Here is a 24,551-nt window from a genome sequence, read left to right as displayed (position 1 = left end):
AATGTATAATACAGGGCAAGTTAAGACTGTGGCTCGCAAAAATGCTGTCAACAGCCCGGGAGATCAAAAGGCATGACCCGCAACAAAGTTAGACAAATGTCACGATCGACTTTAGAACAAGAGATTTTACTCAATCGAATTACTAATCGCATCCGCAACTCTTTAGAACTGCAAGAGATTTTGACGACAACTGCCCGAGAAATCCGCAGCTTTTTAGAAAGCGATCGAGTAAAAGTTTATCGCTTTGAGGCCGACGGTAGTGGCGAGGTCATTGCTGAGTCCATCAACGGCGACAAGTTGCCATCTATGCTGAGTTTGCGCTTTCCACCAGGTGACATTCCCCATAGTGCTCGGGAAATGTTTCTCAAAGCGCGGCAGCGAGTGATTGTAGATGTGGAATTGAAGCATCAAACAATTAATCGGTTAGATTGTCCCGAAACCGGCAAAACTTTAGCAGTTGAAGATATTAGCTATCGTCCTGTAGACCCCTGTCACGCTGAATATCTGAAGGCTATGGGGGCACGTTCTTCTCTGACAGTGCCGATTGTGCATCAAAATCAGCTTTGGGGACTGTTGGTGTCTCACCATAGCCAACCGAAACGGTTTAGCGATCGAGAATTGAAAATGGTGCAGTTGCTTGTGGATCAACTTTCAATTGCGATCGCCCAATCTTTTCTACTCACTCAAGCTAGACAGCAAGCGCGCGACGAAGCCGTTATCAACCAAATTACCAGTTTGCTGCATTCTCCTCTGGAACTAAACGAAATTCGGAAAGCAGTTCTCGAACAAACTGTCAAGCATTTGCGTGGTTCAGGAGGGCGACTCTACATTGCAGCCGAGTTTGGCGATCGGCCGCCTTTGCTTTATACCTGTGGCCAGCAGCCCGCCGACATCGACCTTGAACTCAGCCCATTTTGGCAGCAGATCATGGGGATGGCGAACCAAGACGATCAAGCACAAACTGCTAATCATACCGGCCAATTAGGTATTTTTGAAAATCTATATTCCCAGCATTACAGTTCAATTGACAGCAATGTTTCCAGTTTTATCGTACCGCACTTGTACCCAATTTCCGATATTTCTAAGGAACCTCAACTTAAATCTGTATCTGCCAATTTAGTCGCAGCTTCCATTCGATCATTTTTGGCAGTACCGCTGCAATATCGCCAACAGTGCATCGGCTGTCTCACCGTTTTTCGCAGCCCTATACAAACCGAAATTTTGTGGGCGGGCCGTTGCAGTTCGGACGCGCGGCACGATCGTCCCCGACAATCCTTTGCAGCTTGGAAAGAAATCAAAACCGGCGAAGCTCAAAAGTGGACTAGCGAAGAACAGAAGCTAGCGCAATCTTTAGGAACTCACCTGTACATGGCTGCAATGCAGAGGCGTGTCGAGGCGATGATCCGACATCAAGCTTCTCACGATCCATTAACTGGTTTACCTAATAGATTACTGTTTAATGAAAGGCTGTCTTTAGCTTTAGCTAGCGCTCACCAAAAGGGAGAAATGCTGGCGGTAATCTTTCTAGATTTGGACAGATTTAAAAATGTTAACGATACTCTCGGTCACCCAGTGGGCGATTTGTTGCTGCAAAGTGTATCTCGGCGTTTGACTAACTGTTTGCGCGTGGGCGATTCGATGGCTCGTTGGGGCGGGGATGAATTTACTGTGCTGCTGTACAATATCAACACCCCGGAGGAAGCAACTAAAATTTGCCAGCTAATTATCCAGAGTTTAAGCAGTCCTTTTGATTTTGAAGGTCTGGAACTTTATATTAAGGCTAGCTTGGGAATTGCTTTGGCTCCTTATGACGGAGAAGATGCAGAAACTTTGCTAAAAAATGCTGATGCTGCGATGTACAAAGCTAAACAGAAAGGTCGCAATAATTATCAGTTTTACACGCAGGCGATCGGCAGTAAAGTCTCCGAGGATCTTAACTTAGAAAATCATCTTTACAAAGCTCTAAAAAATTCAGAGTTTGTCCTGCACTATCAACCGCAAATAAATTTAAATACTGGCAAAATAGTGGGCATGGAAGCTCTGATTCGCTGGGAGCATCCCGAACGCGGTTTGATTCCTCCCGATCGATTTATTCCCTTAGCTGAGGAAACAGGATTAATCTGCCAAATTGACGAATGGGTGATGCGGACTGCTTGCTTGCAAAATCGAGCGTGGCAGTTACTGGGATTGCCGCCGATGCGGATAGCGGTGAATTTATCAGCCCGCCAGTTTCTGCAACCTCACACGGTACAAATCATCGCTGAAATTTTATCAGAAACCAAGTTAAATCCAGAGTATTTAGAAATAGAAATTACCGAGAGCATTGCCATGACAGATGTGAGCTTTACGGTGTCGGTATTGCAGCAGTTGCAGGACATGGGAATTCACATTGCTCTGGACGATTTTGGCACCGGTTATTCTTCGCTGTGGTCTCTGCAAAACTTTCCCCTCAATAATTTAAAAATAGACAAATCTTTCGTGGCCGATTTGGTGACTGGCAGCAGCGGTGCTACTATTGTGAAACTGGCGATCGCCTTGGGACAGGGCCTGAATTTACAGGTGATTGCTGAGGGAGTGGAAACAGCAGAACAGTTGGCGTTTTTGCGATCGCATCAGTGCGATATGGGCCAGGGTTACTTCTTTAGCAAACCAATACCGGCGGCGGCTATAACCCAATTGTGCTTAGAAAATCAATCTGGGAAATAATATCGACTCCGGTTGCACTCCTCATGATTGTTGACTGTTGACTCACAGTGAACAGTCAACAGTCAACAGTCAACAGTCAACATCATTCCGGTGTAACCGGAAATGATATTACTGCCAAACCAACACTTTTGCTTCGTATTCCGGCAAGTCGATCATAATATTATCCTCGCCAGATTCAATATCATAATTCCCCGTCCATTCGTGCCAAGTTCCGTTGGCCGGGAAGTTGGGAACGGTGTAACCCGCTAGATAATTTTCCGACCAATTAACCACTACTACAACTCTCGAACCTTCATCGTTCCAGCGAGTGTAAGCAAAAACTTTAGAGTCGGGGTCTTCGTGGAAAAAGTCGATGTTTTCTGTGTAAAGTGCTTGGTTATTTTTACGCAGATGAATCAAGCCTTTGTAGTATTCCCACAAACTTTTATTCAGGTCATTTCCTAGCAGCGTCCAGTCAATTTTGGATTGCTCAATTGTTTTGGCTTTGTATTCGCCAAATTCTTCGCCCATCCAAATCAGTGGCACGCCAACTGCTGTCATTAACACCACCGTTCCCAACTTCGCCCGCTTGAAGGCGGCTTCATCCAAAATCCCGCGATCGCCCAATTCGGCAAAAACGCGATCGTGGTCGTGATTACTCAAATAATTGACTACATTCGTAGCACCCAAGAAACCTTGCCGCTTGCAGTCAATTACCTCTTTGAGCCGTTCTAAATCAAAATTGTCCCCGCAGAGTTGTGGAATTATGGAGTGATAGAAACTGTCGTGCCAGCAGCCGTCCATCGGCCCGTCTAGATTGGTGATGCTGGGATTTTCGGGAATGTATTCGGCAACGGTATAAAAGGGTTTGGGGCCGGCGGCATTTTTGGCTTCTTGAACTATCCAGTGCATGAAATCGTAGTTAGCAATTTGTCGCGCCGCATCGAAACGAATGCCGTCGAGATGATATTCTTGAATCCAGAAGCGGACTGTATCGCCAACAAATTTGCGCGCTGGGAAAGTTCCTAAGTTTTCGTCGTAGAATTCGTAGTTAAATTCCGGGCCCCAATTGTTGTCAGGATCGCGGGGTTCGTGGTGGTACCAATAATCGTGATCGATTTGGGTGAGGGGGCTCGATGCTTCCGAGTGGTTGTAAATCCCGTCCATGATGATGCGAATACCGCGCCCGTGACACTCGTCTATCAGGTTTTTGAGTTCTTCTGTGGTTCCGTAGCTGGACTCGGCAGCGAAGAAGTAGCGGGGGTTGTAGCCCCAACTGTAGTCGCCTGGGTATTCTTTGAGGGGCATGAGTTCGATCGCGTTGATGCCGAGTTCGACTAGGTAATCGAGTTTTTCGACGACGTGCTTGTACTGGCCGCGGGCGAAGGGATCATCTTCGCCGCCGGAAAAGTCAGCAATGTGCATTTCATAAATCACTAATTCCCGATCGGCTGGCAGCGGTTTGTCGTCGTGTTTCCAGACGTAGGTATCGACAATGCGATCGCCATCTTTGATCCGAACAACGCCGTTTTGAGTGGGATTGTCGATGTCAGTCGCGTAGGGATCGACCACATCTACCCACTGATCTGCTTCCACAAACCAGCTTTTCGACTGAACGCGGAATTTGTATTGATAAACGCCATCTTCCAACTTAACTCGCGTGCGAAAATAACCTTCTTCGTCCTTTTCCATCGGAATCTCTTCCCAATTAGAAAAAGAGCCAATCAAGGCAGCTCCTTTGTTGTATGGAGCAAATAACTTGAATTCAATTGGAGCGACCATAATACCTCTTTCTAAAATATTTCAGTAGCAGTTGATACTTTTAATCTCGCAAATTTAAGCGAACTCAGCATCACTCTACGGATATAATTTATTTAAGGCTTAACTATTCCTAAAAGTATCGTAATCTGGTCTCTGCCTGCGCCTTTTATGAAGTGAAATCGCGCAATATTGGCAGGGCGAGCGAAATTTATCTAACTGGGGATAGATCAATAATAAATATTAGTAATATGATACTTTTTTAGCATCTATCTTAAGGTAGATTTTCTTTTTTAAATATTGAAAAAAATATCTGTACTGGGATAGATGCGGCTTTAAAATTTATCCTTTTTTAACAACAAACAATTGCTCGGCTGGTGCACACTGCCTGCCCTAATTTTTGGGTAACAATTAGTCAGTCGGTGTACACTGCACACCCTAAATCAGTGGCCGTAAGGTGCGCCCAGCGCACCCTACTTTTAACTTGATTTTGCCTGATGATAAGGCTTCATCCAACCAAGCCAGAACGCAGGGCGAGAACGGCTGCCTGAGTGCGGTCATCAGCGCACAACTTGTTCAAAATATTGCGGACGTGAGTCTTGACTGTACCGACAGTAATGTACAGCTTTTCTGCGATTGCAGCATTGCTGTAACCCTGCACGATCAGTTCCAAAACCTCTAATTCCCGCTCGGTTAAAGGGTAAGTCTCAATGATGTGACTAAACTCTGGTTCGGCAGCCTTAATTGTGACTCTTTTGCCCTCAGCCTTCGGTTCTTCCGGCGCGGGTTCCTGAGTACGAGCTTGTTTCAGGACGATACGGGCGATCGCGGGATCGATCCAAGAGTTACCTTCGTGAGTTACTTTTACTACATCTAATAACTGATCGAAGCTAATATCTTTCATGCAGTAAGAGTCAGCTCCGGCGGCAAAAGCTGCCAGAACTTCTTCTTCATTGTCCTGAAAAGTCAGAATCAAAATTTTTGTATCGGGATCGGACTCCGCTACCGATTTTTTAAACTTTTGTGTCAGTTCAATGCCATCAAAATCCGGCAAGCCAATATCTACAATTGCCACGTCAGGTTTTGAAGACTGAAGCAGTTTCAATCCCTCTGTAGCGTTAGCTGCATCGCCGACAACTTCTATCGTGTCACGCTGTTGTAAAGCTGTGCGGATGCCGACTCTTGTCAGGTCATGGTCTTCTACCAAAGCAACGCGAATTTTACTCATCTTTCTTCCAATAGTCCGCTAAACTTTTAAAATATCGTCAACTGACTCAGCTAAACTGAGAAAATTTGAGAATGTGTCCTGATTTAGGGTTTTACAGGTCGCACATCATTTTAAAGCATACTCATGCAGCCGCCAAGAATGCAAGTTAATTTTTAAGTTATTTTGCGGCGATGCCTGCACGAGCCCGATCGGGACCGGTAAGCTCTCAATGTTTTAACAGTTTAACTGAATTATCTCATTGTCCGCCCCTTGATAGAGGTAAAGATACCACTACCCAGATAGATTTAAAGTATAAAAAATTTTGATGCACTTGGGTCGTCAAAATCAATAAAGCTAGCAGCACGAGTCTTTAACCGGTGTTAGGGCTCAAGTCTAATGCTTATTGATAAAACCTCTTATGACTCAGTATCACGCCAATAAGTCTTTTGAGTCGGAGTTTTCCGACTCGGAAATCATACACAAAGTATCTGAAATAAAATCCCCCCAACCGCAAGTTTGCGACTGCCAAACTCAGGGCGATCGCCTGTGGTCGGCAATTCCTCACATAGTTTGGAAAACAAATGCCGACGGCTGGGCGACTTATTTAGGTCAGCGCTGGGAAGAGTACACCGGGGTACCAGCAGCAGCAGCTTTGGGTTTCGGCTATCTGGCGCGCGTCCACCCAGAAGACCGCCCTCGTTTATTGGCGAGATCGCACACTTCTAAGTTCAAACCACCAAGTTACGAAATTATATTTCGTCTGCAGACGCGAGAAGACACTTACCGATGGAACCTGGCCAGAGGAGGGCCCGCTAATCTAGACAGTCAGGAAGTTTTGGAAGGGCTGGGAACCTACATATATATGGAGCAGATCAAACAAAGTCAAGCCGAGCCCCAAGCAGAACCAGAGTTTTGGCGCCATCAAGCGTGCTCGGAAGCTAACTTCAAACCAGAAAAATTGTGCGAAGCCCGGACGGTAATAGAGGCTGGGCGGGATTTACAGGTGATAGAGCAGTTTACAAATATATTGAGCCAGCGGGCGGGTAGTTGGGGTGAATTGTTGCAAGCCATCGCGGACGCGACTGTGGAGGCGATCGCAGGAGCGGAATTTTGCCTAGTTGCTCTCCTGGAGTCCGATTGCAGCGGCCTCAAACTCAGCGCTGTCGGGGGCACGGAAAACTTTGGTGGGGGCAAAACCCCGCACGTGCAAAACAAGCTGCTGTGGAAAGCATTTGCGACGGGAGAGTCTGTACTGTGGCGGTCGGAGTGCCGCAAAGGCTTGCTGCCTGCGGCGGCTTGTGCAGCGGCGATCGAGTCGGGGCAAAGCGGGCGTTTGGGTGTGTTGGCCATCGGCAACGGGAAAGACAGCACGGCGATTGACGCGCATACTCAGCAACTGCTGGGGGTGATGGGAAAACAAGCTGCGATCGCGATTAACAACGCGCTGGCGATCGAAAAATTAAAAAAGCAGGAACAGCTTTTAGACTTGCAAAACGAGCTGCTAATTCGTCAGCAGGAAGAACTAGAAAATCAGGGGCGACGCATTCAACAGCAAAAATTGGAACTGCTAGAAGCAGCCAAGTTAAAATCGCAATTTTTGGGCATTATGTCCCACGAATTGCGAACACCCATGAATGCGATTATCGGCTTTTCCCAATTGCTGCTGCGCCAGCACAAACAACTGCTGACCGCCCAGCAAAGACAAATGGTGGGGCGCATTTTAGATAACGGCAAAAATCTGCTACTGCTGATTAACGATATCCTCGACCTCTCCAAAATCGAGAGTGGCCGCACAGAATTAAAAATTGAAAAATTTGATTTAGCGCATTTAGTAATGGATGTCGCCCTGGAATTCGGAAATCAAGCCACCGATAAGAACGTGGCAATGTCCGTCAGCGTCTGCTTGCAGAATCAGCTTATAGTTAATGACAAGTTGCGCCTGCGGCAAATTTTGGTCAATCTCGTTTCCAACGCCGTTAAATTCACACATCAGGGCAGCATCTACATTGAGGTGCGGGAATTTAATCGCGATCGGCTAATTATCACCGTTCGGGATACAGGAATCGGCATCTGTGAAACCGATCTTCCCCACATTTTCGACAAATTCCATCAAGCCGACCAAACCACAACTCGCCAGTATCCAGGCACCGGTTTAGGACTAGCGATTACTGCCTCTTTAGTCAAAATGATGAACGGCAGAATTAGGGTCGAAAGTCAACCCAAAAAAGGTTCGACATTTCGGATAGAATTCCCGCAAAAAATTTATCCGAAAAAACTAACTTCCTGAGCCAATTTTTTGTTGCTAAAAAATAAATTTACATATAGATTATACGGGAGTATCTGTATGGAAATCGCAAGACCTAAGTCCGGCGTGGGGTGCTTCGATTTTTAACAATTGGTATAAGATTGATGATTAGAGTTCTTGCAAAAGTCCAATTCACCCCCCCGCAAGTCCCCCCTTATTAAAGAGGGTTGACGCACAGTAAAGTATTTGCTTACTTTTGCTTATGTATGCTACTATTTGCTCTATGGCGTACATACCACTCAGAAAAGCAGTCGAATTTCTGGGCTTGCATCCACACACATTAAGGAAATATGCAGACGAAGGGAAGATCAAGAGCATCAAAAACCAAGCAGGGCAACGACTCTACGATGTCGAGTCATACCAGCGCGGTGCAATTAGAGCTACCCTTGTTTGCTACTGTCGCGTCAGTTCCCCAAAACAACGAGACGACCTCGCCCGACAAACTGAATTCATGCGACAACAATACCCCGACGCCGAAATTATCCAAGATATCGGGTCGGGGCTTAACTTTAAGCGAAAAGGACTTCAAGCCCTACTGGTCAGATTTATGCGCGGCGAACAGCTCACGGTTGTTGTTGCCTGTCGCGACAGATTGTGCAGATTTGGATTTGAATTATTCGAGTTCATGGCGGAGCAAAACGGTGGACAAATCGTGGTTCTTGACCGAACTGTTCACTGCCCAGAAACCGAACTCACAAGCGATCTTCTTGCCATCCTTCACGTCTTCAGTTGCAGAATGCACGGACTCAGAAATTACAGCAAGAAGATCAAGGAAGATCCGGCTATTCCTAAATCCTGAGCAAAAAGCGCTGCTCAAGCAGTGGTTTGGTGTGAGTCGTTTTGTCTACAACACGACCATCAAATACCTCCAAGAACCAGATACTAAAGCTAGCTGGATGACAATCAAAACCGGAATACTCAACAGCTTGCCAGAATGGGCAAAACCTGTACCTTTCCAGATTAAATCAATTGCCATCAAAGATGCTTGCTCGGCAGTCAAGGCAGCTAAACAGGCTTTCAAAAAAGACGGACAAATCCGTAAATGCAAATTTCGGAGTAGAAAAGACACCAAGCAGTCTATTTATGTGCCGAAGTCGGCTATAAAAGATTGTGGTGTCTACCATTCAATTCTGGGTAAGTGTTACTTAACAGAACCCTTGCCTGTGAATTTCAGCGACGGTAGGTTGATTCTTGCCTATGGCGAGTATTGCCTAATCGTTTCTGAAGAAGTGCAACAAGCTAAGACCGATAAACAAGGTCGGCTAGTTGCCTTAGATCCCGGCGTTCGCACGTTCATGACATTTTTCTCTGAAAATTCTTACGGTTGGCTAGGAAAAGACTCTAATTTGCACATCCAGAAATTGTGTTTCCGGCTGGATAGATTAGTGTCAAAAATGTCCAAAGCTCCTAGTCGCCAAAAAAGAAGATTAAAGAAAGCAGTTGGTAGGCTTCGTTGCAAAATTAAGAATTTGGTCAAAGAGCTGCATCATAAAATCGCTAAGTTTTTAGTTGATAATTTTGATGTGATTTTGTTGCCAACCTTTGAAAGTTCGCAAATGGTGTCTAAGTCGCGCCGTAAGTTAAGGAATAAAACGGTGCGGCAAATGTTGACTCTAAGCCATTATGAATTCAAGACTTTCCTGAAGTGGAAAGCTTGGGAAAACTCAAAACTCGTAATTGATTGCAACGAAGCTTACACTTCAAAAACTGTGTCGTGGACGGGCGAAATTATCAAAAATCTAGGTGGCGCTAGACTTATTAAGTCCGCAGCTACTGGATTAAAGATGGATCGGGATCTAAATAGTGCTCGTGGGATTTTCCTGCGGGCATTGGTTGACACGCCTTTGTTAAGAGATTCTCTTGACTTATATGTTTGTTAGCATTTGTTAGCAAAAAAGTGTCGGAAACAAGAATAATCCTGCTTCCTCTCCTCCCCTTGTATCAGGGGAGTGTTCCCGATAGGGCGGGTGGAGTGAATATACTTCACTTGCACTCAGTTGAAATCTGCTGTAGCAAGACTTTGTTAAACTGGTATTATTTTTACAGCAAATTGCTGAGATCAAGAGTGATATAATAGTTATTGTTAGCGATTGTTTCGCGAGCGATCGCAATGACATACTATACCCATCCAACTAAAAAAAGCAAGTATTAAAACCGGATTTAGTATACAAACCTGCGGACATAATGAAGTTTATTTATGTCCGCTCATCCTAGAAAACCTGGTTTTAATGTCTCCTTTATTCTTCAGTCTGCGGAGGACGTTAGGCGAAGCTCAGTCGCACCGCAGGCTGCGTTTGGCTCTTAGCAGCGGTTTGAACCGCCGAGTCTTCTCTAAAGACTAGAAGTTTTCCCTACTTCCGCCTGAGTAGAAATTGGTTTAACATCGGTGTAGCCCATATTATTAGCTACGTCGCGCAGCACCGAAATTTGCTGTTCAAAATCAAGACCTTCAATTTGACCCAACACGCCATTGACAGCCTCAGTTGCCTCATATCCTTCGGGGATATCGACAATTGTTTCTCCCATACCAATAGCCCAAGCATACCAAACCACCAACTGATTGTTAGCAGTTAAAGCTCCGTAAGCGTGAGAATAGGGCGTGTCGTCGCGGTTGACAATCCCTCGCATTATATTCAGTTGTTGGTCATGGGAAAGCTTGTAAAAATCATCCAGCAGCATGGGAGCTAATTCGGGTTCGGCGGCGGTGGGAGCTGCTGGTGTAATTGAATCTCCCATTTTTTCATAAACAAAGTAGAGCAGTGCCAGCTTTTCATCTGTACCCAACCCGTTGATTGTCTGAAGGATGTTTTGAGTCTCGTTGGAGAGAGAGTGAGGATTGGTCGCGGCGGGTGAGTTCATAAACAAAATTCCTTAAAAATGCTTCCAGAATATATAAATATCAAGATTTGTAAGTGCCCGTCACCATCCCCGAGAGGTAATACGATTTTAGTTTTTAGATTTTAGATTTTAGATTAAAAAATGGGGAATGGCTTAGTATGTATGGGTTGGGAGCTTGCCTAAAGCTGCATTCTTTTCGGAAAGTGATGTAATGTTAAGGCACTAACCTAGAATAAACCATCCTTAAGATAGAAGCCAACGATACATCTGCGGGTAGATGAAAAAGCCGGGGAGTAAAGTAATAATTGATACAGTGAATTGTTAAATAAAACTAGCAAGGAGTCGGCTATGTCTCAAATCAATACAGAAGTCAATAATACTGAAAACTTTGACGCTCAGCAGATCACTGAAAGCGCGGAAGCTGGAGAACAAAAGTTGCCGACAGTTAATGTATCAGCAGACTACGAAGCTTCTAAAGAATTCAGCGTTAGTGAAATTGATCGCACAGGTGCCGGCGCTCAAGCTGCCGCGGCTGCAACTGCACCTAAATTTCCTATTCCCGCTGCTCAAGATAATATTGCAAAGCCGGCAGATACAAGCGGCAATCCCAATGATTTTCGTTCGATGGCTCAGGAAATTAAGCCCACAGGTACACCGGGCGAAGTTACCGACGATTTGATGCAGAAAGCGATCGATCGTGGTACTCCCGGCAGTTAATTTAGAAATTCTCCATCCTCGATACAAAACTTCTGTATTGTAGGGTGCTGATGGCGCGCCTTACCCCTATAATTCGCGCGTCAAATCACTTTTCGCATAAGTCCTGAATTGTCAAGTGAGTGCACAATAAGCTGCAATACAGTAGGGACACAACATTGTTGTGTCCTTAAGGGCTGCAATACGGTAACGAGACAACATTGTTGTGTGCTTAAACCGTTAATTTTAAGTCTCCCTAATCGCTTAATTTTAAGTCGATCGCCCGACAGATTTTGCCAACACTGTGATCGTCCAAAATTTCAATTACTAAATCCACCCGATCGCCCTTTTCAACCATCGACTTAATAAATAACTCGGGATGCAGCGCTTTCCAAAAATATTCGACAAACCGATGAATTTCGGCCTCTGACATTCCCGACTTCCCCGTCGCCATCATTTCCTGTTCCGCCTGATTGCGCCACATTCGAGAAATGCGATAATCTTGGGGATACAAAACCATCAACCGATCTAATCGGTTCCACAGCGGTAGATAGTCGTAAAGCTTCCCATTCATATCGCGCGCAAACTGACAGTCGCTTTCTGTGGAAATCGGAAACGGTGCACCTGCCAAAAACTCGTTTAATTTGGCATCAACCACCGGATTCACGCCGACAAACCAACCTTCAAAAAGTACAATATCCGCACCGGAAATAATTTCGGGTTGACTTCTATCTCCAGCACCTCCATAGGCAGATTTGTCAAACCTGGGAATTTCTATATTTTTAATTATATCCGGTTTGAAGGCATCAGATTGGGGATTTTCAACTGCTGCTAAATTGCGAGTTTGAGAACCGCGCAACTTGTCTAAAACTGCGATTCCCAGGTCAATATCGTGAGTGCCGGGGGGGCCGCGCCAAATTAAACGCGGGTCTGCTTTTTGGAGTTGTTGGCGATCGGCATAAGTCTTGTAAAGATCGTCTAAAGAAAGGATGACAGTAGAATATCCCAATTTTCCCAGAATCAGCCTCAGAACTTGGCATAAAGTAGTTTTTCCGGTTCCTTGCCCTCCTAAAATTCCTTGGATTAAAGGACGGTTTACACTTTGTTTGGCAGTCGATAATTGCATTGCCAGCGGTAGCCAAAGATTCCATAAAGTTTCGAGGAAAACAGTTGACTTTAGCGGGAAAGTATGCAGCTCGTCAAGAATAGAAAAGAATAAATCGGTTTTGCAGCGGACAACATCGCCTGCATTGTCGGGAGTAATGCCAAAAGCGCGCGTTAGCGAAGCCCTCGAAGAGGATCGCACATCATCCGCAAGTTCCCACAAAGCCAGTCGATCTAAGTCGGGAGCGATCGGGCGATTGCCAGCTTGCCACCGATGTAAAATTTCAACAGGGGTTACAGTCGATCGATCCATATCCTAAAAACTCTCTATGCGGGGGCGGGTTTTGTACAAATACTATCTGCAATTGACAAATATTTGACCCCACCCAAAACGGATACAAACCCCAACTCCTGTCGTGGAGAGATCCCAAATTTAGATCCTAGTTCAAAATCCCAAATTCATCTGTGGAATACACCTCAAATCTAAAATCCTTCGACTGAGTGCCCAGACCGAAGTCTAAAATATCACATAGACTGACACTCAACTCGGCACTACAGATTCAAAAATTTTTAAGCGTAGGTTTATATAAATATTATCTACAACAGACCAATATTTTCCCTCTTTTTAAGAGCCTAGTTTGAAAGCCTCCACAAATAAATTGTAAGTCACGCCAATTTTCAGAGCATAGAGCATATCCACCGAAAAAGAACGGGCTACAGGCCGCGGGCTGCCGTAAACCAGCCAGCTCACGATCTCGGTCAACAACACCAACAGCCCGGCCGCGATAATATCCCAATCCGCAGATTGTCCGGCGATCGTCGAAATAGCAGTTCCCAAAAAAGTGCCGAACAGCAGGCTAATTAGCAGGAGCGAAATCCGTCGCCAAGGATTGTTGAGCCAGCCTCGGAAGCGATCGCCCAGAACATCAATCAATCTGTTAATTCGGGTATTCTGCATAAAAGTTATACAATTTGAGATTTGAGATGTGAGATTTGAGATGCCGAATTACTGATGAGTATTGGGGTTGGGAGTACGGGTCTACAGTGGCACTCTTTTTTTCAACTGGCATTAAAAGCTATACCGATGAGTAAACAAATGCCCCTCCCCACCAACTCCAAATTCTTACCGGGGTCAGTATGTCGCCATCTAAAATCTAAAATTTAACATCTAAGATGGTATTGAGCGATCGCGGACTTATAGCCGAGAACGGTCAAGTAATTAAGTGTAACTGTATCTTGTTGCACAGCAGCCCCTGGTTTTACATTAAAAATAGTTAAGACTCATTATCGGTGCAGTCTATCCTGTAAGCCTAAAATTTATGAATCTTAAAATTTACCAGATCGTAATTGGAGTGTCGATCGTCCTAATTACAGGAATGTTTCTAGGACGTTTTGAAATCACTATCTCCAACGGTTCAAATCAGTCGAGCGATTGGCCCTCACAAGCCACCGCATACCCCCCCACACCCCCCGTTTCCCCAGTTGCGACAGCTTCTGCAGACACCGCCAGCGAGCCCAAGCCCGACTCAACACCAACCCCCCCAGAGTCAGAGGAGGAATTGCTTTCCTCAATCCCTGTAGATGCTAAAGCCTCCGGTCTTTTGCGCGTCAGCAACCGCAGCGAACACCCAGTGCGAGTGGCCCTGCTGTCGAAACGGCAAGCCAAGGAATCCTATGGAAAACCAGCGCACTGGGATTTTGCGCCGGGGGAAGGCGGTGGCAAGGGACTGATGCTATCGCTGCCGGAGGGCAAGTTAAAAGTCAAACGGGGAGACATTCTGGTGGTTTTTGCTCAGGATGGTTCTCGCCGCTACTGGGGGCCTTTCGTCGCCGGGGAGACACCCTCGCCGGCTTGGAACAGCACAGCCGGAGAATGGCAATTAATTTTGCAGCCGTGAACGCTTAGCTGCTGGTGCGGAGATTTTGGTCGAGAAAGCCGATTGATCCGGTCTTGTTGAGAAGGGTGTGGCTATGTGAGTTAACCTCACATAGCCACATCATTTAAAGAAAGGGCTTTCCGGCCTGTTCATGAAAGGCTTGTTGAGAATGGTGCAACATCTGAGTTTAACCAGATTCGATCGAGTTGGGAGTTTCGAGAATGCGAATCTTTCGGTAGACTCTCTAAGCGAGCTAAAATTTTAAATCTAAAATCGCAGGAAGTTTGGGTGAAGGAAGTTATTAAAAATTTGTCAGAGTTTAGAAATCGCCCGTTAGCGAAGCCCTCGAAGAGGATCGCACCTTTGCTGCTATCGATTTTATGGCTGTGCGCGATCGCCTGGGTAGGTTTCTTGTGGAATCTCGGCAACATCGGTTTAGTTGACGAAACCGAACCGCTGTTTGCCGAAGCCGCCCGTCAAATGACGGTGACAGGGGATTGGATCACTCCTTATTTCAACGGCGAAACGAGGTTTGACAAGCCGCCGTTAATTTACTGGCTGATGGCGGTGGCTTACCGCACTCTGGGCGTTAACGAATGGGCCGTGCGTCTTCCCTCGGCTTTGTGCGCGATCGGTCTGACTTGCCTCGGATTTTATACCTTATGGAAGGAAGAAGGAAGAAGGAAGAAGGAAGAAGGAAGAAGGAAGGAGGAAGAAGGGCACGACCCGGATTCGGACACGGATACACGGATGAATGTAACTGTCTTTCCTCCCTCGCTCTCCCACTCTCCCACTCCCCCACTCTCCCCCTCTCCTAGTATTCCTATTTTTCTTTCTACTCCCTGGATTGGTGCGGCCCTAATAGCTTTAAATCCCCAAACTATTGCCTGGGGACGGACTGGCGTTTCAGATATGCTATTAGTCGGTTGTATGTGTTCGGCACTACTGGCATTTTTTCTTGGTTACACTCTAGAAGAACAGAGAGAAAAAGCAGAAATTTCCACCGTTGCCGCTTCCAGATTTCCTAATAAGTGGTATCTGACTTTTTACGTACTAATTGCTTTAGCAATTCTGGCTAAGGGGCCTGTGGGAATTGTCGTGCCAGCGCTGATTGTTGGCAGCTTCGGGCTTTATTTGGGAAATTTTCGGCAACTTTGGCGCGAAATGCGTCCAGTGTCGGGAATCTTAATTATTCTGGCGATCGCCCTGCCGTGGTACATTTTCGTTATTTTAGCCAACGGTCAAACTTATATTGACAGCTTTTTTGGCTATCACAATTTCCAGCGTTTTACTGGAGTAGTCAACAAGCACTCCGCGCCTTGGTATTTTTACTTTTTTGTAGTGCTAGTTGGTTTTGCACCTTGGTCGATTTATTTGCCGGTGGCGATCGCCCGTACCCGTTTTTGGCAGCGCAGTTACTGGCGTCGTCAACCGCGATCGGCTCAGTTGAGTTTATTTGCCCTATTTTGGTTCGGGTGCATCTTTGGCTTTTTTACGATCGCCGTGACCAAATTGCCGAGTTATGTATTGCCTTTAATCCCCGCCGCTGCGATTTTGGTAACGCTGCTGTGGAGCGATATTATTGCAGGCAATGAGCCCGAAAACAGGCGGGCCAAGTTAGAAAAAAAACCGAATTCTTTACCGCTAGGGCTGTTAGTTACATACATTTTCAATGTCGTATTTTTACTAATTATAGCCGGAGCAACTTTCTACAGCTACAACTGGCTGGGAGACGACCCGGCAATGCCCAATTTTCCCCAAGCAATTCAGCAGTCGGGATTGCTGATTGTCGGCGGTACGATTTGGATAACTACAGCGGTGGCGATCGCACTTTTACTTTGGAAGCGGCAACAGCGCTGGATTTTGGTTGCTAACCTGATCGGGTTAGTAGCATTTATCATCTTTGGTCTTACTCCAGCCTACAAAGTGGTCGATATCAACCGCCAGTTACCTCTGAGACAGTTAGCGCAGGTTGCGGTTCAACAAAAACTGCCGGGGGAAGAGTTTATTATGGTTGGTTTCTGGAAACCAAGTCTGGTTTATTATACCCAAGGGCCGGTGACTTACTACCGAGCTGTCCAAAAGGCGATCGACTACATTAAGGAATCTAAAAACCCAAATTCTCCCTCTATTTTGGTGCTGGGATATCCAGAGAAATTTGTGCAATTAGGATTGCAACCAAATCAATATCAATTGTTGGACAGTCGGGGGGCTTACCAACTCGCAAGGGTTCCGAGACAAGCGTTTCGATAGGGCCTATAGTGTGATCTCATCCTTGTTAAACAAGGTAGAAAAATGATTAAAACTACGAATCTTCAACTACTTCCCGTCGAAAGGATTCACCTAGAAGCTTTCTCGCGCAATAAAAGCGAGCTTGCAGCAATTTTAAATGTCGTAGTGCCTAATAGCTGGCCTCATTTCCCGGAAGCATTTTCCCTCCCTGCTGACAAATCTTGCGAATCCAATCCGCCTCCAACTGACTGGGGAAACTACTTCTTTATTCATCCAAAAAATGAAGTGCTCCTCGGCAACGGAGGTTTCACAGGCTCACCTGATGAGTCGGGGACTGTAGAGATAGGTTATGAAATTGCTTCCGAATATTGGAATCGCGGATTTGCAACGGAGGTGGCACAGGGAATGATCGATTATGCTTTCGCTCACGAGGAGGTTAAAGCAGTCATCGCTCACACTTTAGCTGAAAAAAATGCCTCGAATAGCGTGTTACAAAAAGTGGGAATGAAGTTCATCGCAGAGGTGGACGATCCTGAAGAAGGCAAAATATGGCGATGGCAAATAAGCAGGGATGAATATTATCCGACTTGAACTGTAACGCCGTTTGGCTGTTTAAGTCACTGGTTTTGGTGGTAATTTGAAGGTTCTCGGTTGGAGCATTAAATCTGCCAGATTGAATAAAAGCTATAATCTAGTCACTACCTAAAACCCGAAGCTGGGAGCCTACAATGGTTTCAATTCTCAACAAACCCTCCTCGTTAATCCATGAGATTTGCCTTGAAAAAGTCGATCGGTGGAAGTTGTTCAAATTTAGTGAATCGCTCCAACAGCGCATGGAACAATTGTTAGAGAAGAAAAAGGCAGATCAACTAATGGCAGAAGAGGTAGCGGAACTCGACGCCATTGGGGAATTATAGCCTTTCTCAGATAGATGAGGTATGTAATAAGGCTTGAAAGTCCCGCTATTCAGGGAATATCGGGTACCTCATCTTTTTAAGAAAGGCTATAGATCGCATCTTTACCCATATCAATGCAATGATGGCGGCTCAAGATGTCAATCAGCGATCGTGAGTTAACTAGCGTTACGGAGTAGATTAGATGAATCCTGAGACAAAACAAGTATCACAGCATATGAAAGAATTTGGGCTTCATATTCTTGGGAGAGCTATTTATGATGCAACGTTTAGCGAGATGACGAGGCCTTTTGCTCATATGTTGTCGGTAGTTGATGCAGCACATGGAGCAGAAATACTTATCAAGGCACGCATTGCTGAAGAGCATCCGCTTTTAATCTTCAAGTCCTACCCTAAATCAAATACTACTAAGGATGTATTGAGTATCAAGGAACTCTTTAAGTACGGTCGAACTTTAATGTATTCAGAGTTACCTGAAGTTCTTTGGGCGACCACTGGTTATAGAATCAAGGAATTAGATAGATATCAAAAATTTGGCGAGCTGCGAAACATCATTGTCCATATTTCTGCCGATCGTGATTGCGAAGCTTCCACAGAGACATTAAAATTTGCTTTGGAAGTTTTAGATTATATAGTTCAGGATTTTTGGGGTGAGAGCTTGATTTACTATTCGCAACAATGGGACGATGTAATCATTTATGAGGGTTATCTGCGAGAACAAATTGAGGAATTGAATATTCAGGTGCACCCCGACACACAGAAACAAATAGAAAGTCTTGACCTAACCTTAAAATAAAATGGAGATAGAAGTCAGAAAGGGAACGATCGCTCATAATTAAGGGAGTGTCTACAGCCACCCCACATCATCGAGAAAAGCGTATTTAGCAATACTCCGGACAGTTTTTGAGACCGAGGCTGAAACCCTCATTCTACCGTTAGTATTTGACCTCACTGAGAAGGCTGAAACCCTCATTCTGCCGTTAGTGATTGAAAACTGTCCGGACTATTGATTTAGAAAAGTGGAAGATTATGATTCCAATCAATGAAGCCCAAAAGCAGTTGCAGCAGTCGATCGCTCCCATGAGTCAGTCACTTCAACCGATCGCGATCAGCAGGACAAACTAGCAATGCAGTGTTACTATCTGAATCTGACTCCGCATCTGTTAAGGAAACACTGTATCTTTTCTCAGTGCCGGGAATGCGGGAATCGATTCGGGAAGGAATGGCAACGCCGATCGAGGATTGCGATCGCTCTTTGGACTGGTGAGGAGATCCCACTATACGTGCCATAATCAGCCATATTCTTTGGTACGCGATCGCCTGAACCTATGGATGCGCTAATCGGCAAAACTTTACAGGGTGGAAAGTACACCCTCGAACAAGAATTGGGCCGCGGCGGCTTTGGAATAACTTTCAGGGCAAATCACCGCTATTTAGGACAGCCTGTAGTCATAAAAACCCTCAACGAATCTCTGCGGCAGCAACCCAATTTTGCTGAGTTCGATCGCAAGTTTCAAGACGAAGCGAGGCGGTTGGCTTCCTGCGTTCATCCGAATATTGTCCGCGTCAGCGATTTCTTTGTCGAAGACGGGCAGCCTTACATGGTGATGGACTACATAGCCGGTCAGAATTTGGGCGATGTAGTCGGTTCAAATAATCCGCTGCCAGAAAATCTTGCAATTCTCTACATAACTCAAATTGGCGCTGCTTTAAAAGTTGTTCATCAAAAGGGTTTGCTGCACCGAGATGTCAAGCCGCAAAACATTCTTTTGCGCCAAGGTACTCAGGAAGTCGTGCTGATTGACTTTGGCATTGCCCGCGAGTTTACTCCTGGTGCAACCCAAAGTCACACTAATATGGTGTCCGACGGCTACGCGCCCCCAGAACAGTATTTCGCCCAAGGAAAATATACCCCCGCCACAGATGTTTACGGTATGGCGGCGACGCTTTACACTTTATTGACAGCACAGGTGCCGGTGGCTGCAATTTTGCGTACCAGTCAGCCGATGCCTTCACCCCGCGATTTGCAGCCTCAGCTAAGTGCCGCTGTCAGTTCTGCGGTGATGCGGGGGATGACAGTAGAGGCTCAAAATCGCCCTGCTAGCGTCGATGAGTGGTTGTCGCTGCTGCATGGGCAGCCTCTTGGTGCAGCGTCGCCGAGCACCGGGCCGACGGTGGCGGTGATTCCGGGACACGGGCCTCAGTCGCCGGCGGGTTCGAGAACAGCGCCTGCTGTGGTGTCTTCTGGGCAAGGCAACCGCAAGGTTTGGTGGATTTTGGGGTTCGTGGCGATCGCACTTATTGTGGCAGGTTTGGTCGGTATTGCTAGGGTTTTCCTCAACCGGCCGTCTTCGGAACCCGCACCGGTAGCCCAGGACGATCGCACTTCGGCCCCAGCAGATCCAGACGCGCGCTCAAGCCCCGCACCAATTCCCGCGCCCACACCAACGCCTTTCTCGCCGACTCCGAGAGAAACTCCGCCGCCTGCTGCTGAAACTCCAGCGCCTGCTGAAACTCCAACACCAGCCCCAGCGCCAACACCAGAGCCAACCCCAGCGCCTTCTCCCGAGGCAGTCGAACCTACACCAACAGAAAAACTTGTTGACAAAGAGTTGCCGCCAGATCGATCGCCCGCACCCAGCCCCGAACAACCGGGAACCAATTATCAGAAGACTCCCACAATCCCTGGGTATGCGGTTGGTACGCCGGAAAGTCAGATTTTATCTGAATTGGGAGAACCCACTGACTCTCAAGCGCGGGGCTATTGGCCGAATACTCGCACCGCACTTTACGAAATATTGCCGAACCGGATTACTCTCGGCTACATTTACGATCGCGATTCGGGCCAGCTAGTACAAACAGAGGGTTCTTTTGCTCAGTCGGTGGACGCTTTGGTAGTGCGAACCGCGTTAAACGGGATGGTGGGCGGCGCCAGCCGGGAGATTTTGCAAGGGCTCGGCGACGTGCAGCAGCGCCGGACTAATCGGTTTACGTTTAGGAAGGGTTCGCTCGAAGGGATGATCGAACGCAATGAGCGCGATCGGATTTACATCGGCGTCTGGGACGACAACTTGCATTAAACTTGGCAGCGCTGACATTTTTGACCACTGTCAATACACCTTTTAAGGGCGGGCTCTGGGGTTCACAAAAAAAACTTGAACTCTTGTGGAACAGGCATCTTGCCTGTTCAAGAAAATGGTGCAAAATGTAAATATTTCCGACTCAGCTTTGTGCCAAAATCTAAAATCTAAAATCTAAAATCTAACTCAGCTTTGTGCCAAAATCTAAAATCTAAAATCTAAAATCTAAAATCGCTTGACTTGACACAACACAAAATATTGTCTATGATTAAAGAACACACGAGGGGCTGTAATGGTTTCGACAGGGTGGCGAAAGCTGCTCCGTGATGCAGGTCGAGAGGGAGTCTACTCTCGTTAATATCGGCTCAAAAAAAATAGTAAATGCGAACAACATCGTTCCTTTCGCTCGCAAAGCCGTAGCTGTAGCCTAAAAACTTCTTGAGCTTGGTTTAGAGTGTATGCCACCTCACTCCGTTAAAGGTAGCATAACAACCCCCAACGGATGCCCTAGCTAAACGTTTCTAGTCGGCTAGCTAGGAAAGCAATCACTAGAAAATCCCCCCATTTGGGATAAAGATGGTTCCCGCCCCGAGGATTAGAGGGGATAAACCTGTGAACGATCGGAAGGTAAATACCCGCTTTGGACGGCAGTTCGATTCTGCCCAGTTCCATAAAAAAGTGACGTAAAATCAATGGTTTAAACCATTTGAAAGGCACTTTAAAGCATCAAAAGGGCCCAGAGTTAACTCTGGGCCCTTTTGTTTGGCCTATATCTGGCTTATAACTGAGTCTAGAGCCCCCTCGCATTCCAGGGCTGTTTCATTCTCAGGAAAATCATGGTTTTGTAGGGGTAGTGTCCCCGTGCCTACCCCCCACCGACGCTCGAATGGCCGTTTCAGGCAAGGGGGCAACCACGGGGGGTTGGCCCCTACAGATATTGTTTCCCCCTGTTATTAAGGGGCGCTAGGAGGGAGCAAGGTTGGAGACACGAGAGTACGTAAATCCAGATTGATTTCTTACTCAAAATCGATTGGACACTCAACAGTCAACAGCCTACAGTCAAACGTCAACCGTCAACAATCAACCCTCAACCATAAATTACCAACCTATTAGCTACGCTGCAGGCTCATATAATTAGAACTTCACCCTGTCTGTGCGTTCTTGGAGCCTGTCGGGCGATATACTATTAGGCGGTAAAGCATTAAAAATCTTTACAAAGACCCCGATTTCTAAGCCTACTCCTACAAAGGACGGGTGAAAAATTATATGCTGAGCGCTCAAAAGCTGGAAAAATGAACCCAGGAATTGACTTACAAGGAAGTTTTGTAGAAGCCCTGATGAATTTGGGCTTACCAGCGGACATCGCCCAAGTGCTTTGGCTACCCCTGCCGATGTTGCTGATGATTGTCGCTGCCGTTTTCGGGGTACTCACTAGCGTCTGGCTGGAACGGAAAATTTCCGCCGCCGCTCAACAGCGGGTAGGCCCGGAATTCATCGGCCCTCTGGGAGTTTTAGCACCCGTTGCTGACGGTCTGAAGTTGGTATTCAAAGAAGACATCGTACCCGCAAAAGCTGACGCGCTGCTATTTACCCTAGGCCCGGTAATTGTGGTGATTCCAGTTTTTCTGTCTTACTTAATCGTGCCCTTCGGAGAGCATATGCTGATCGCCGATATGGGGACCGCAATATTTCTGTGGATTGCCCTGTCTAGCATTCAGCCGATCGGCTTGCTGATGTCCGGCTATGCTTCCAACAACAAATACGCCCTCCTCGGAGGACTCAGAGCCGCGGCTCAATCCCTCAGCTACGAAATTCCCCTAGCTTTGGCAGTATTGGCAGTCGTGATGATGTCCAATAGCCTCAGTACGATCGACATCGTACACCAGCAAGCCGGCTACGGGATTGTCGGCTGGAATATCTGGCGGCAACCAGCAGGTTTCCTAATTTTCTGGATTGCAGCACTAGCAGAATGCGAACGCTTGCCCTTTGACCTCCCGGAAGCAGAAGAAGAATTGGTAGCAGGATATCAGACTGAGTACACAGGCATGAAATTTGCTTTGTACTATATCGCTTCCTACGTTAACCTCGTCCTTTCTTGCCTGCTAGTAGCAGTTTTGTACCTCGGCGGCTGGGAATGCCCGATTCCTGTCGAAGTGCTGACAAATGCCCTGGGATTGAGCGAGACGACTCCTTGGTTGCAGGTAATTACCGGCTTGCTGGGCATTACGATGACCATGCTGAAAGCCTACTTTTTCCTGTTTCTGGCAGTTCTGCTCCGCTGGACTCTGCCGCGAGTTCGGATCGACCAATTGCTAGATTTGGGATGGAAGTTTTTGCTGCCCGTTGCTTTAGTTAATTTGCTATTGACCGCAGCTTTGAAGCTTGCCTTTCCTTTTGCTTTTGGCGGTTAATTCATAATAGGTAAATGGCAACAGTAAAAAAAATAGCTGTTAACCAATTACCTATTATCAATTAGCAATTACCAAAAACTCAAGTACAGAGAGAGAACACCATGCTAAAATTCCTCAATCAAGTAGGCGAATACGCCAAAGAAAGTTTTCAAGCTGCTAAGTATATCGGTCAAGGTCTAGCTGTTACTTTTGACCACATGAGACGCCGACCGATTACGGTGCAGTATCCTTACGAAAAATTGATTCCGTCCGAACGTTTTCGGGGCCGAATTCACTTTGAATTTGACAAGTGCATCTCCTGCGAAGTCTGCGTTCGGGTGTGTCCGATCAATTTGCCTGTGGTGGATTGGGAATTTAACAAAGAAACTAAGAAGAAACAACTCAAGCACTACAGTATCGATTTCGGAGTGTGTATCTTCTGCGGCAACTGCGTAGAATATTGTCCGACTAATTGTTTGTCCATGACAGAAGAATACGAGTTAGCCACCTACGAACGTCATGAATTGAATTTTGACAACGTGGCCCTCGGACGTTTGCCCTACAAGGTTACAGACGATCCGATGGTGACACCGATGCGGGAATTCGCTTATTTGCCGAAAGGTGCGATCGACCCCCATGAAGTTTCCTACACCGATCGCCGCGCCGGTCTGCGTCCCGAGGAAATTATCGAAAAGTAAGTAATTAGTCATTAGTCAGCAGTCATCAGTTATTAGTGAAATAACCAATTATTAATGACTGCTAACTAATGAGTAAAAACGAACAATAGAAAACTAATAATTGAGGATAAAAAATTGTGAATCTAGCTGAAGGGGTTCAAATTGTTTCGTTTGGAATATTGTCCGTAATGATGATTGCAGGAGCACTAGGAGTAGTGTTGTTCTCCAACATCGTTTACTCAGCATTTTTGCTGTGCGGCGTATTTACCAGCATTGCCGGCTTGTACCTGTTGCTGAATGCCGACTTTGTAGCAGCAGCGCAGGTATTGATTTATGTTGGCGCTGTTAACGTGTTGATTTTGTTTGCGATTATGTTGGTGAACAAGCGCGAAGATTTCCGCACTATTCCCAACGCTTGGGTGCGTCAAGTAGCAACAGCGGTAGTTTGCGTAGGCTTGTTTGCACTGTTGGGTACGATGGTGGTGTCTACTCCTTGGGCTATTGTCGCGACGACAGGAGCACCGGCCGAAAGTTCGATCGTCACTATCGCCAAACATTTCTTCACTGACTTTTTGCTACCTTTCGAGTTAGCATCAGTGTTTTTGTTGATGGCAATGGTAGGAGCAATTGTGTTGGCGCGCCGCGATTTTTTCCCGGATGAACTGTCAAAGAAGCTATCCGAAACACCTGCTTTGAGTTTGCCGGAAAGACCTCGCGAATTAGTTTCTGCCGGAGATGTGTCTTCGCCAGAATCTAAGTAATATTATGGTGCGCTTAGCGCACCATAGTGT

Annotated in this window: 20 protein-coding genes, 1 other RNA gene and 1 pseudogene; 17 read left to right on the top strand and 5 right to left on the bottom strand. The window is 46.3% G+C overall.

All coding sequences use genetic code 11. From position 1 onward, the window contains the following. Positions 1-72: 72 nt before the first annotated feature. Positions 73-2,706 (top strand): EAL domain-containing protein, encoded by a 2,634-nt coding sequence (locus tag QUB37_RS07740; RefSeq protein WP_333160641.1) that lies wholly within the window; start codon positions 73-75, stop codon positions 2,704-2,706. 108 nt (positions 2,707-2,814) lie between these two features. Here the strand turns inward: QUB37_RS07740 and QUB37_RS07735 are convergent, their stop codons facing one another. Both QUB37_RS07735 and QUB37_RS07730 read right to left on the bottom strand, forming a co-directional pair. Next, a complete protein-coding gene (locus QUB37_RS07735) occupies positions 2,815-4,467 on the bottom strand; it encodes an alpha-amylase family glycosyl hydrolase (RefSeq protein WP_333160639.1) in 1,653 nt (550 codons plus the stop codon). Between the two features lie 484 nt (positions 4,468-4,951). Further along, on the bottom strand, positions 4,952-5,671 hold the full coding sequence (locus tag QUB37_RS07730) for a response regulator transcription factor (protein WP_333057024.1): 720 nt from the start codon (positions 5,669-5,671) through the stop codon (positions 4,952-4,954). 397 nt (positions 5,672-6,068) lie between these two features. Between QUB37_RS07730 and QUB37_RS07725 the strand changes: the two genes are divergently transcribed. From QUB37_RS07725 to QUB37_RS07715, 4 genes and pseudogenes are all read left to right on the top strand, one after another. Then, a complete protein-coding gene (locus QUB37_RS07725) occupies positions 6,069-7,937 on the top strand; it encodes a PAS domain-containing sensor histidine kinase (protein ID WP_333160637.1) in 1,869 nt (622 codons plus the stop codon). Between the two features lie 241 nt (positions 7,938-8,178). Further along, on the top strand, positions 8,179-8,754 hold the full coding sequence (locus QUB37_RS07720) for an IS607 family transposase (RefSeq protein ID WP_333160634.1): 576 nt from the start codon (positions 8,179-8,181) through the stop codon (positions 8,752-8,754). Next, a pseudogene (locus QUB37_RS29810) lies at positions 8,732-8,779 on the top strand (hypothetical protein); the annotation flags it as partial. The gene QUB37_RS07720 and the pseudogene QUB37_RS29810, both read left to right, overlap by 23 nt. 6 nt (positions 8,780-8,785) lie before the next feature. Next, positions 8,786-9,835 carry a transposase gene (locus QUB37_RS07715; RefSeq protein ID WP_333160632.1) on the top strand — a complete coding sequence of 350 codons (1,050 nt, stop codon included), beginning with the start codon at positions 8,786-8,788 and terminating at the stop codon, positions 9,833-9,835. A gap of 451 nt (positions 9,836-10,286) precedes the next feature. Here QUB37_RS07715 and QUB37_RS07710 read toward each other — a convergent pair whose 3' ends face one another. After that, the gene (locus QUB37_RS07710) at positions 10,287-10,814 is read right to left on the bottom strand and encodes an orange carotenoid protein N-terminal domain-containing protein (RefSeq protein ID WP_333160630.1); all 528 of its coding nucleotides are present in this window, start codon (positions 10,812-10,814) and stop codon (positions 10,287-10,289) included. 327 nt (positions 10,815-11,141) lie between these two features. Here QUB37_RS07710 and QUB37_RS07705 point away from each other — a divergent pair, with 327 nt between their 5' ends. Further along, a complete protein-coding gene (locus QUB37_RS07705) occupies positions 11,142-11,510 on the top strand; it encodes a hypothetical protein (protein ID WP_333160628.1) in 369 nt (122 codons plus the stop codon). 232 nt (positions 11,511-11,742) lie between these two features. Here the strand turns inward: QUB37_RS07705 and QUB37_RS07700 are convergent, their stop codons facing one another. Together QUB37_RS07700 and QUB37_RS07695 are read right to left on the bottom strand one after the other, a co-directional pair. Next, the gene (locus QUB37_RS07700) at positions 11,743-12,903 is read right to left on the bottom strand and encodes a glycerate kinase (protein WP_333160626.1); all 1,161 of its coding nucleotides are present in this window, start codon (positions 12,901-12,903) and stop codon (positions 11,743-11,745) included. 312 nt (positions 12,904-13,215) lie between these two features. Continuing rightward, complete coding sequence (locus tag QUB37_RS07695; RefSeq protein WP_333160624.1) at positions 13,216-13,548, bottom strand: DUF565 domain-containing protein; 333 nt, start codon at positions 13,546-13,548, stop codon at positions 13,216-13,218. A gap of 361 nt (positions 13,549-13,909) precedes the next feature. On the opposite strand from QUB37_RS07695, the gene QUB37_RS07690 reads away from it, so the two are divergent. The 11 genes from QUB37_RS07690 to QUB37_RS07640 all read left to right on the top strand — a co-directional run bounded on the left by QUB37_RS07690 (position 13,910) and on the right by QUB37_RS07640 (position 24,521). Next, the gene (locus QUB37_RS07690; protein WP_333160622.1) at positions 13,910-14,488 is read left to right on the top strand and encodes a hypothetical protein; all 579 of its coding nucleotides are present in this window, start codon (positions 13,910-13,912) and stop codon (positions 14,486-14,488) included. A gap of 267 nt (positions 14,489-14,755) precedes the next feature. Further along, on the top strand, positions 14,756-16,720 hold the full coding sequence (locus tag QUB37_RS07685) for a glycosyltransferase family 39 protein (RefSeq protein WP_333160620.1): 1,965 nt from the start codon (positions 14,756-14,758) through the stop codon (positions 16,718-16,720). 42 nt (positions 16,721-16,762) lie between these two features. After that, positions 16,763-17,290, top strand: a complete 528-nt coding sequence (locus tag QUB37_RS07680) for a GNAT family N-acetyltransferase (RefSeq protein ID WP_333160618.1) — start codon at positions 16,763-16,765, stop codon at positions 17,288-17,290. Positions 17,291-17,427: 137 nt separating this feature from the next. After that, complete coding sequence (locus QUB37_RS07675; RefSeq protein ID WP_333160616.1) at positions 17,428-17,616, top strand: hypothetical protein; 189 nt, start codon at positions 17,428-17,430, stop codon at positions 17,614-17,616. A gap of 181 nt (positions 17,617-17,797) precedes the next feature. Continuing rightward, on the top strand, positions 17,798-18,409 hold the full coding sequence (locus tag QUB37_RS07670) for a hypothetical protein (protein WP_333160614.1): 612 nt from the start codon (positions 17,798-17,800) through the stop codon (positions 18,407-18,409). Between the two features lie 336 nt (positions 18,410-18,745). Further along, positions 18,746-18,880, top strand: coding sequence for a hypothetical protein (locus tag QUB37_RS07665; protein WP_333160612.1), 135 nt, complete (start codon positions 18,746-18,748; stop codon positions 18,878-18,880). A gap of 61 nt (positions 18,881-18,941) precedes the next feature. Next, the gene (locus QUB37_RS07660) at positions 18,942-20,693 is read left to right on the top strand and encodes a serine/threonine-protein kinase (RefSeq protein WP_333160610.1); all 1,752 of its coding nucleotides are present in this window, start codon (positions 18,942-18,944) and stop codon (positions 20,691-20,693) included. Between the two features lie 283 nt (positions 20,694-20,976). Beyond that, positions 20,977-21,367, top strand: a transfer-messenger RNA (tmRNA) gene (gene ssrA / locus QUB37_RS07655). A gap of 618 nt (positions 21,368-21,985) precedes the next feature. Further along, positions 21,986-23,104 carry an NADH-quinone oxidoreductase subunit NuoH gene (nuoH, locus tag QUB37_RS07650; protein WP_333075256.1) on the top strand — a complete coding sequence of 373 codons (1,119 nt, stop codon included), beginning with the start codon at positions 21,986-21,988 and terminating at the stop codon, positions 23,102-23,104. A 101-nt stretch (positions 23,105-23,205) separates the two neighbouring features. Further along, positions 23,206-23,781: an NAD(P)H-quinone oxidoreductase subunit I gene (ndhI, locus tag QUB37_RS07645; protein ID WP_333160607.1), complete on the top strand. Its 576-nt coding sequence runs from the start codon at positions 23,206-23,208 to the stop codon at positions 23,779-23,781. Between the two features lie 116 nt (positions 23,782-23,897). Further along, on the top strand, positions 23,898-24,521 hold the full coding sequence (locus QUB37_RS07640) for an NADH-quinone oxidoreductase subunit J (protein ID WP_333070831.1): 624 nt from the start codon (positions 23,898-23,900) through the stop codon (positions 24,519-24,521). Positions 24,522-24,551 lie beyond the last annotated feature (30 nt).

Source organism: Microcoleus sp. AT3-A2 (genome assembly GCF_036705685.1).
Lineage (GTDB): Bacteria > Cyanobacteriota > Cyanobacteriia > Cyanobacteriales > Microcoleaceae > Microcoleus.
Note: the sequence above shows the minus strand (reverse complement) of the source record. Positions and strands in the feature narration are given on the sequence as shown.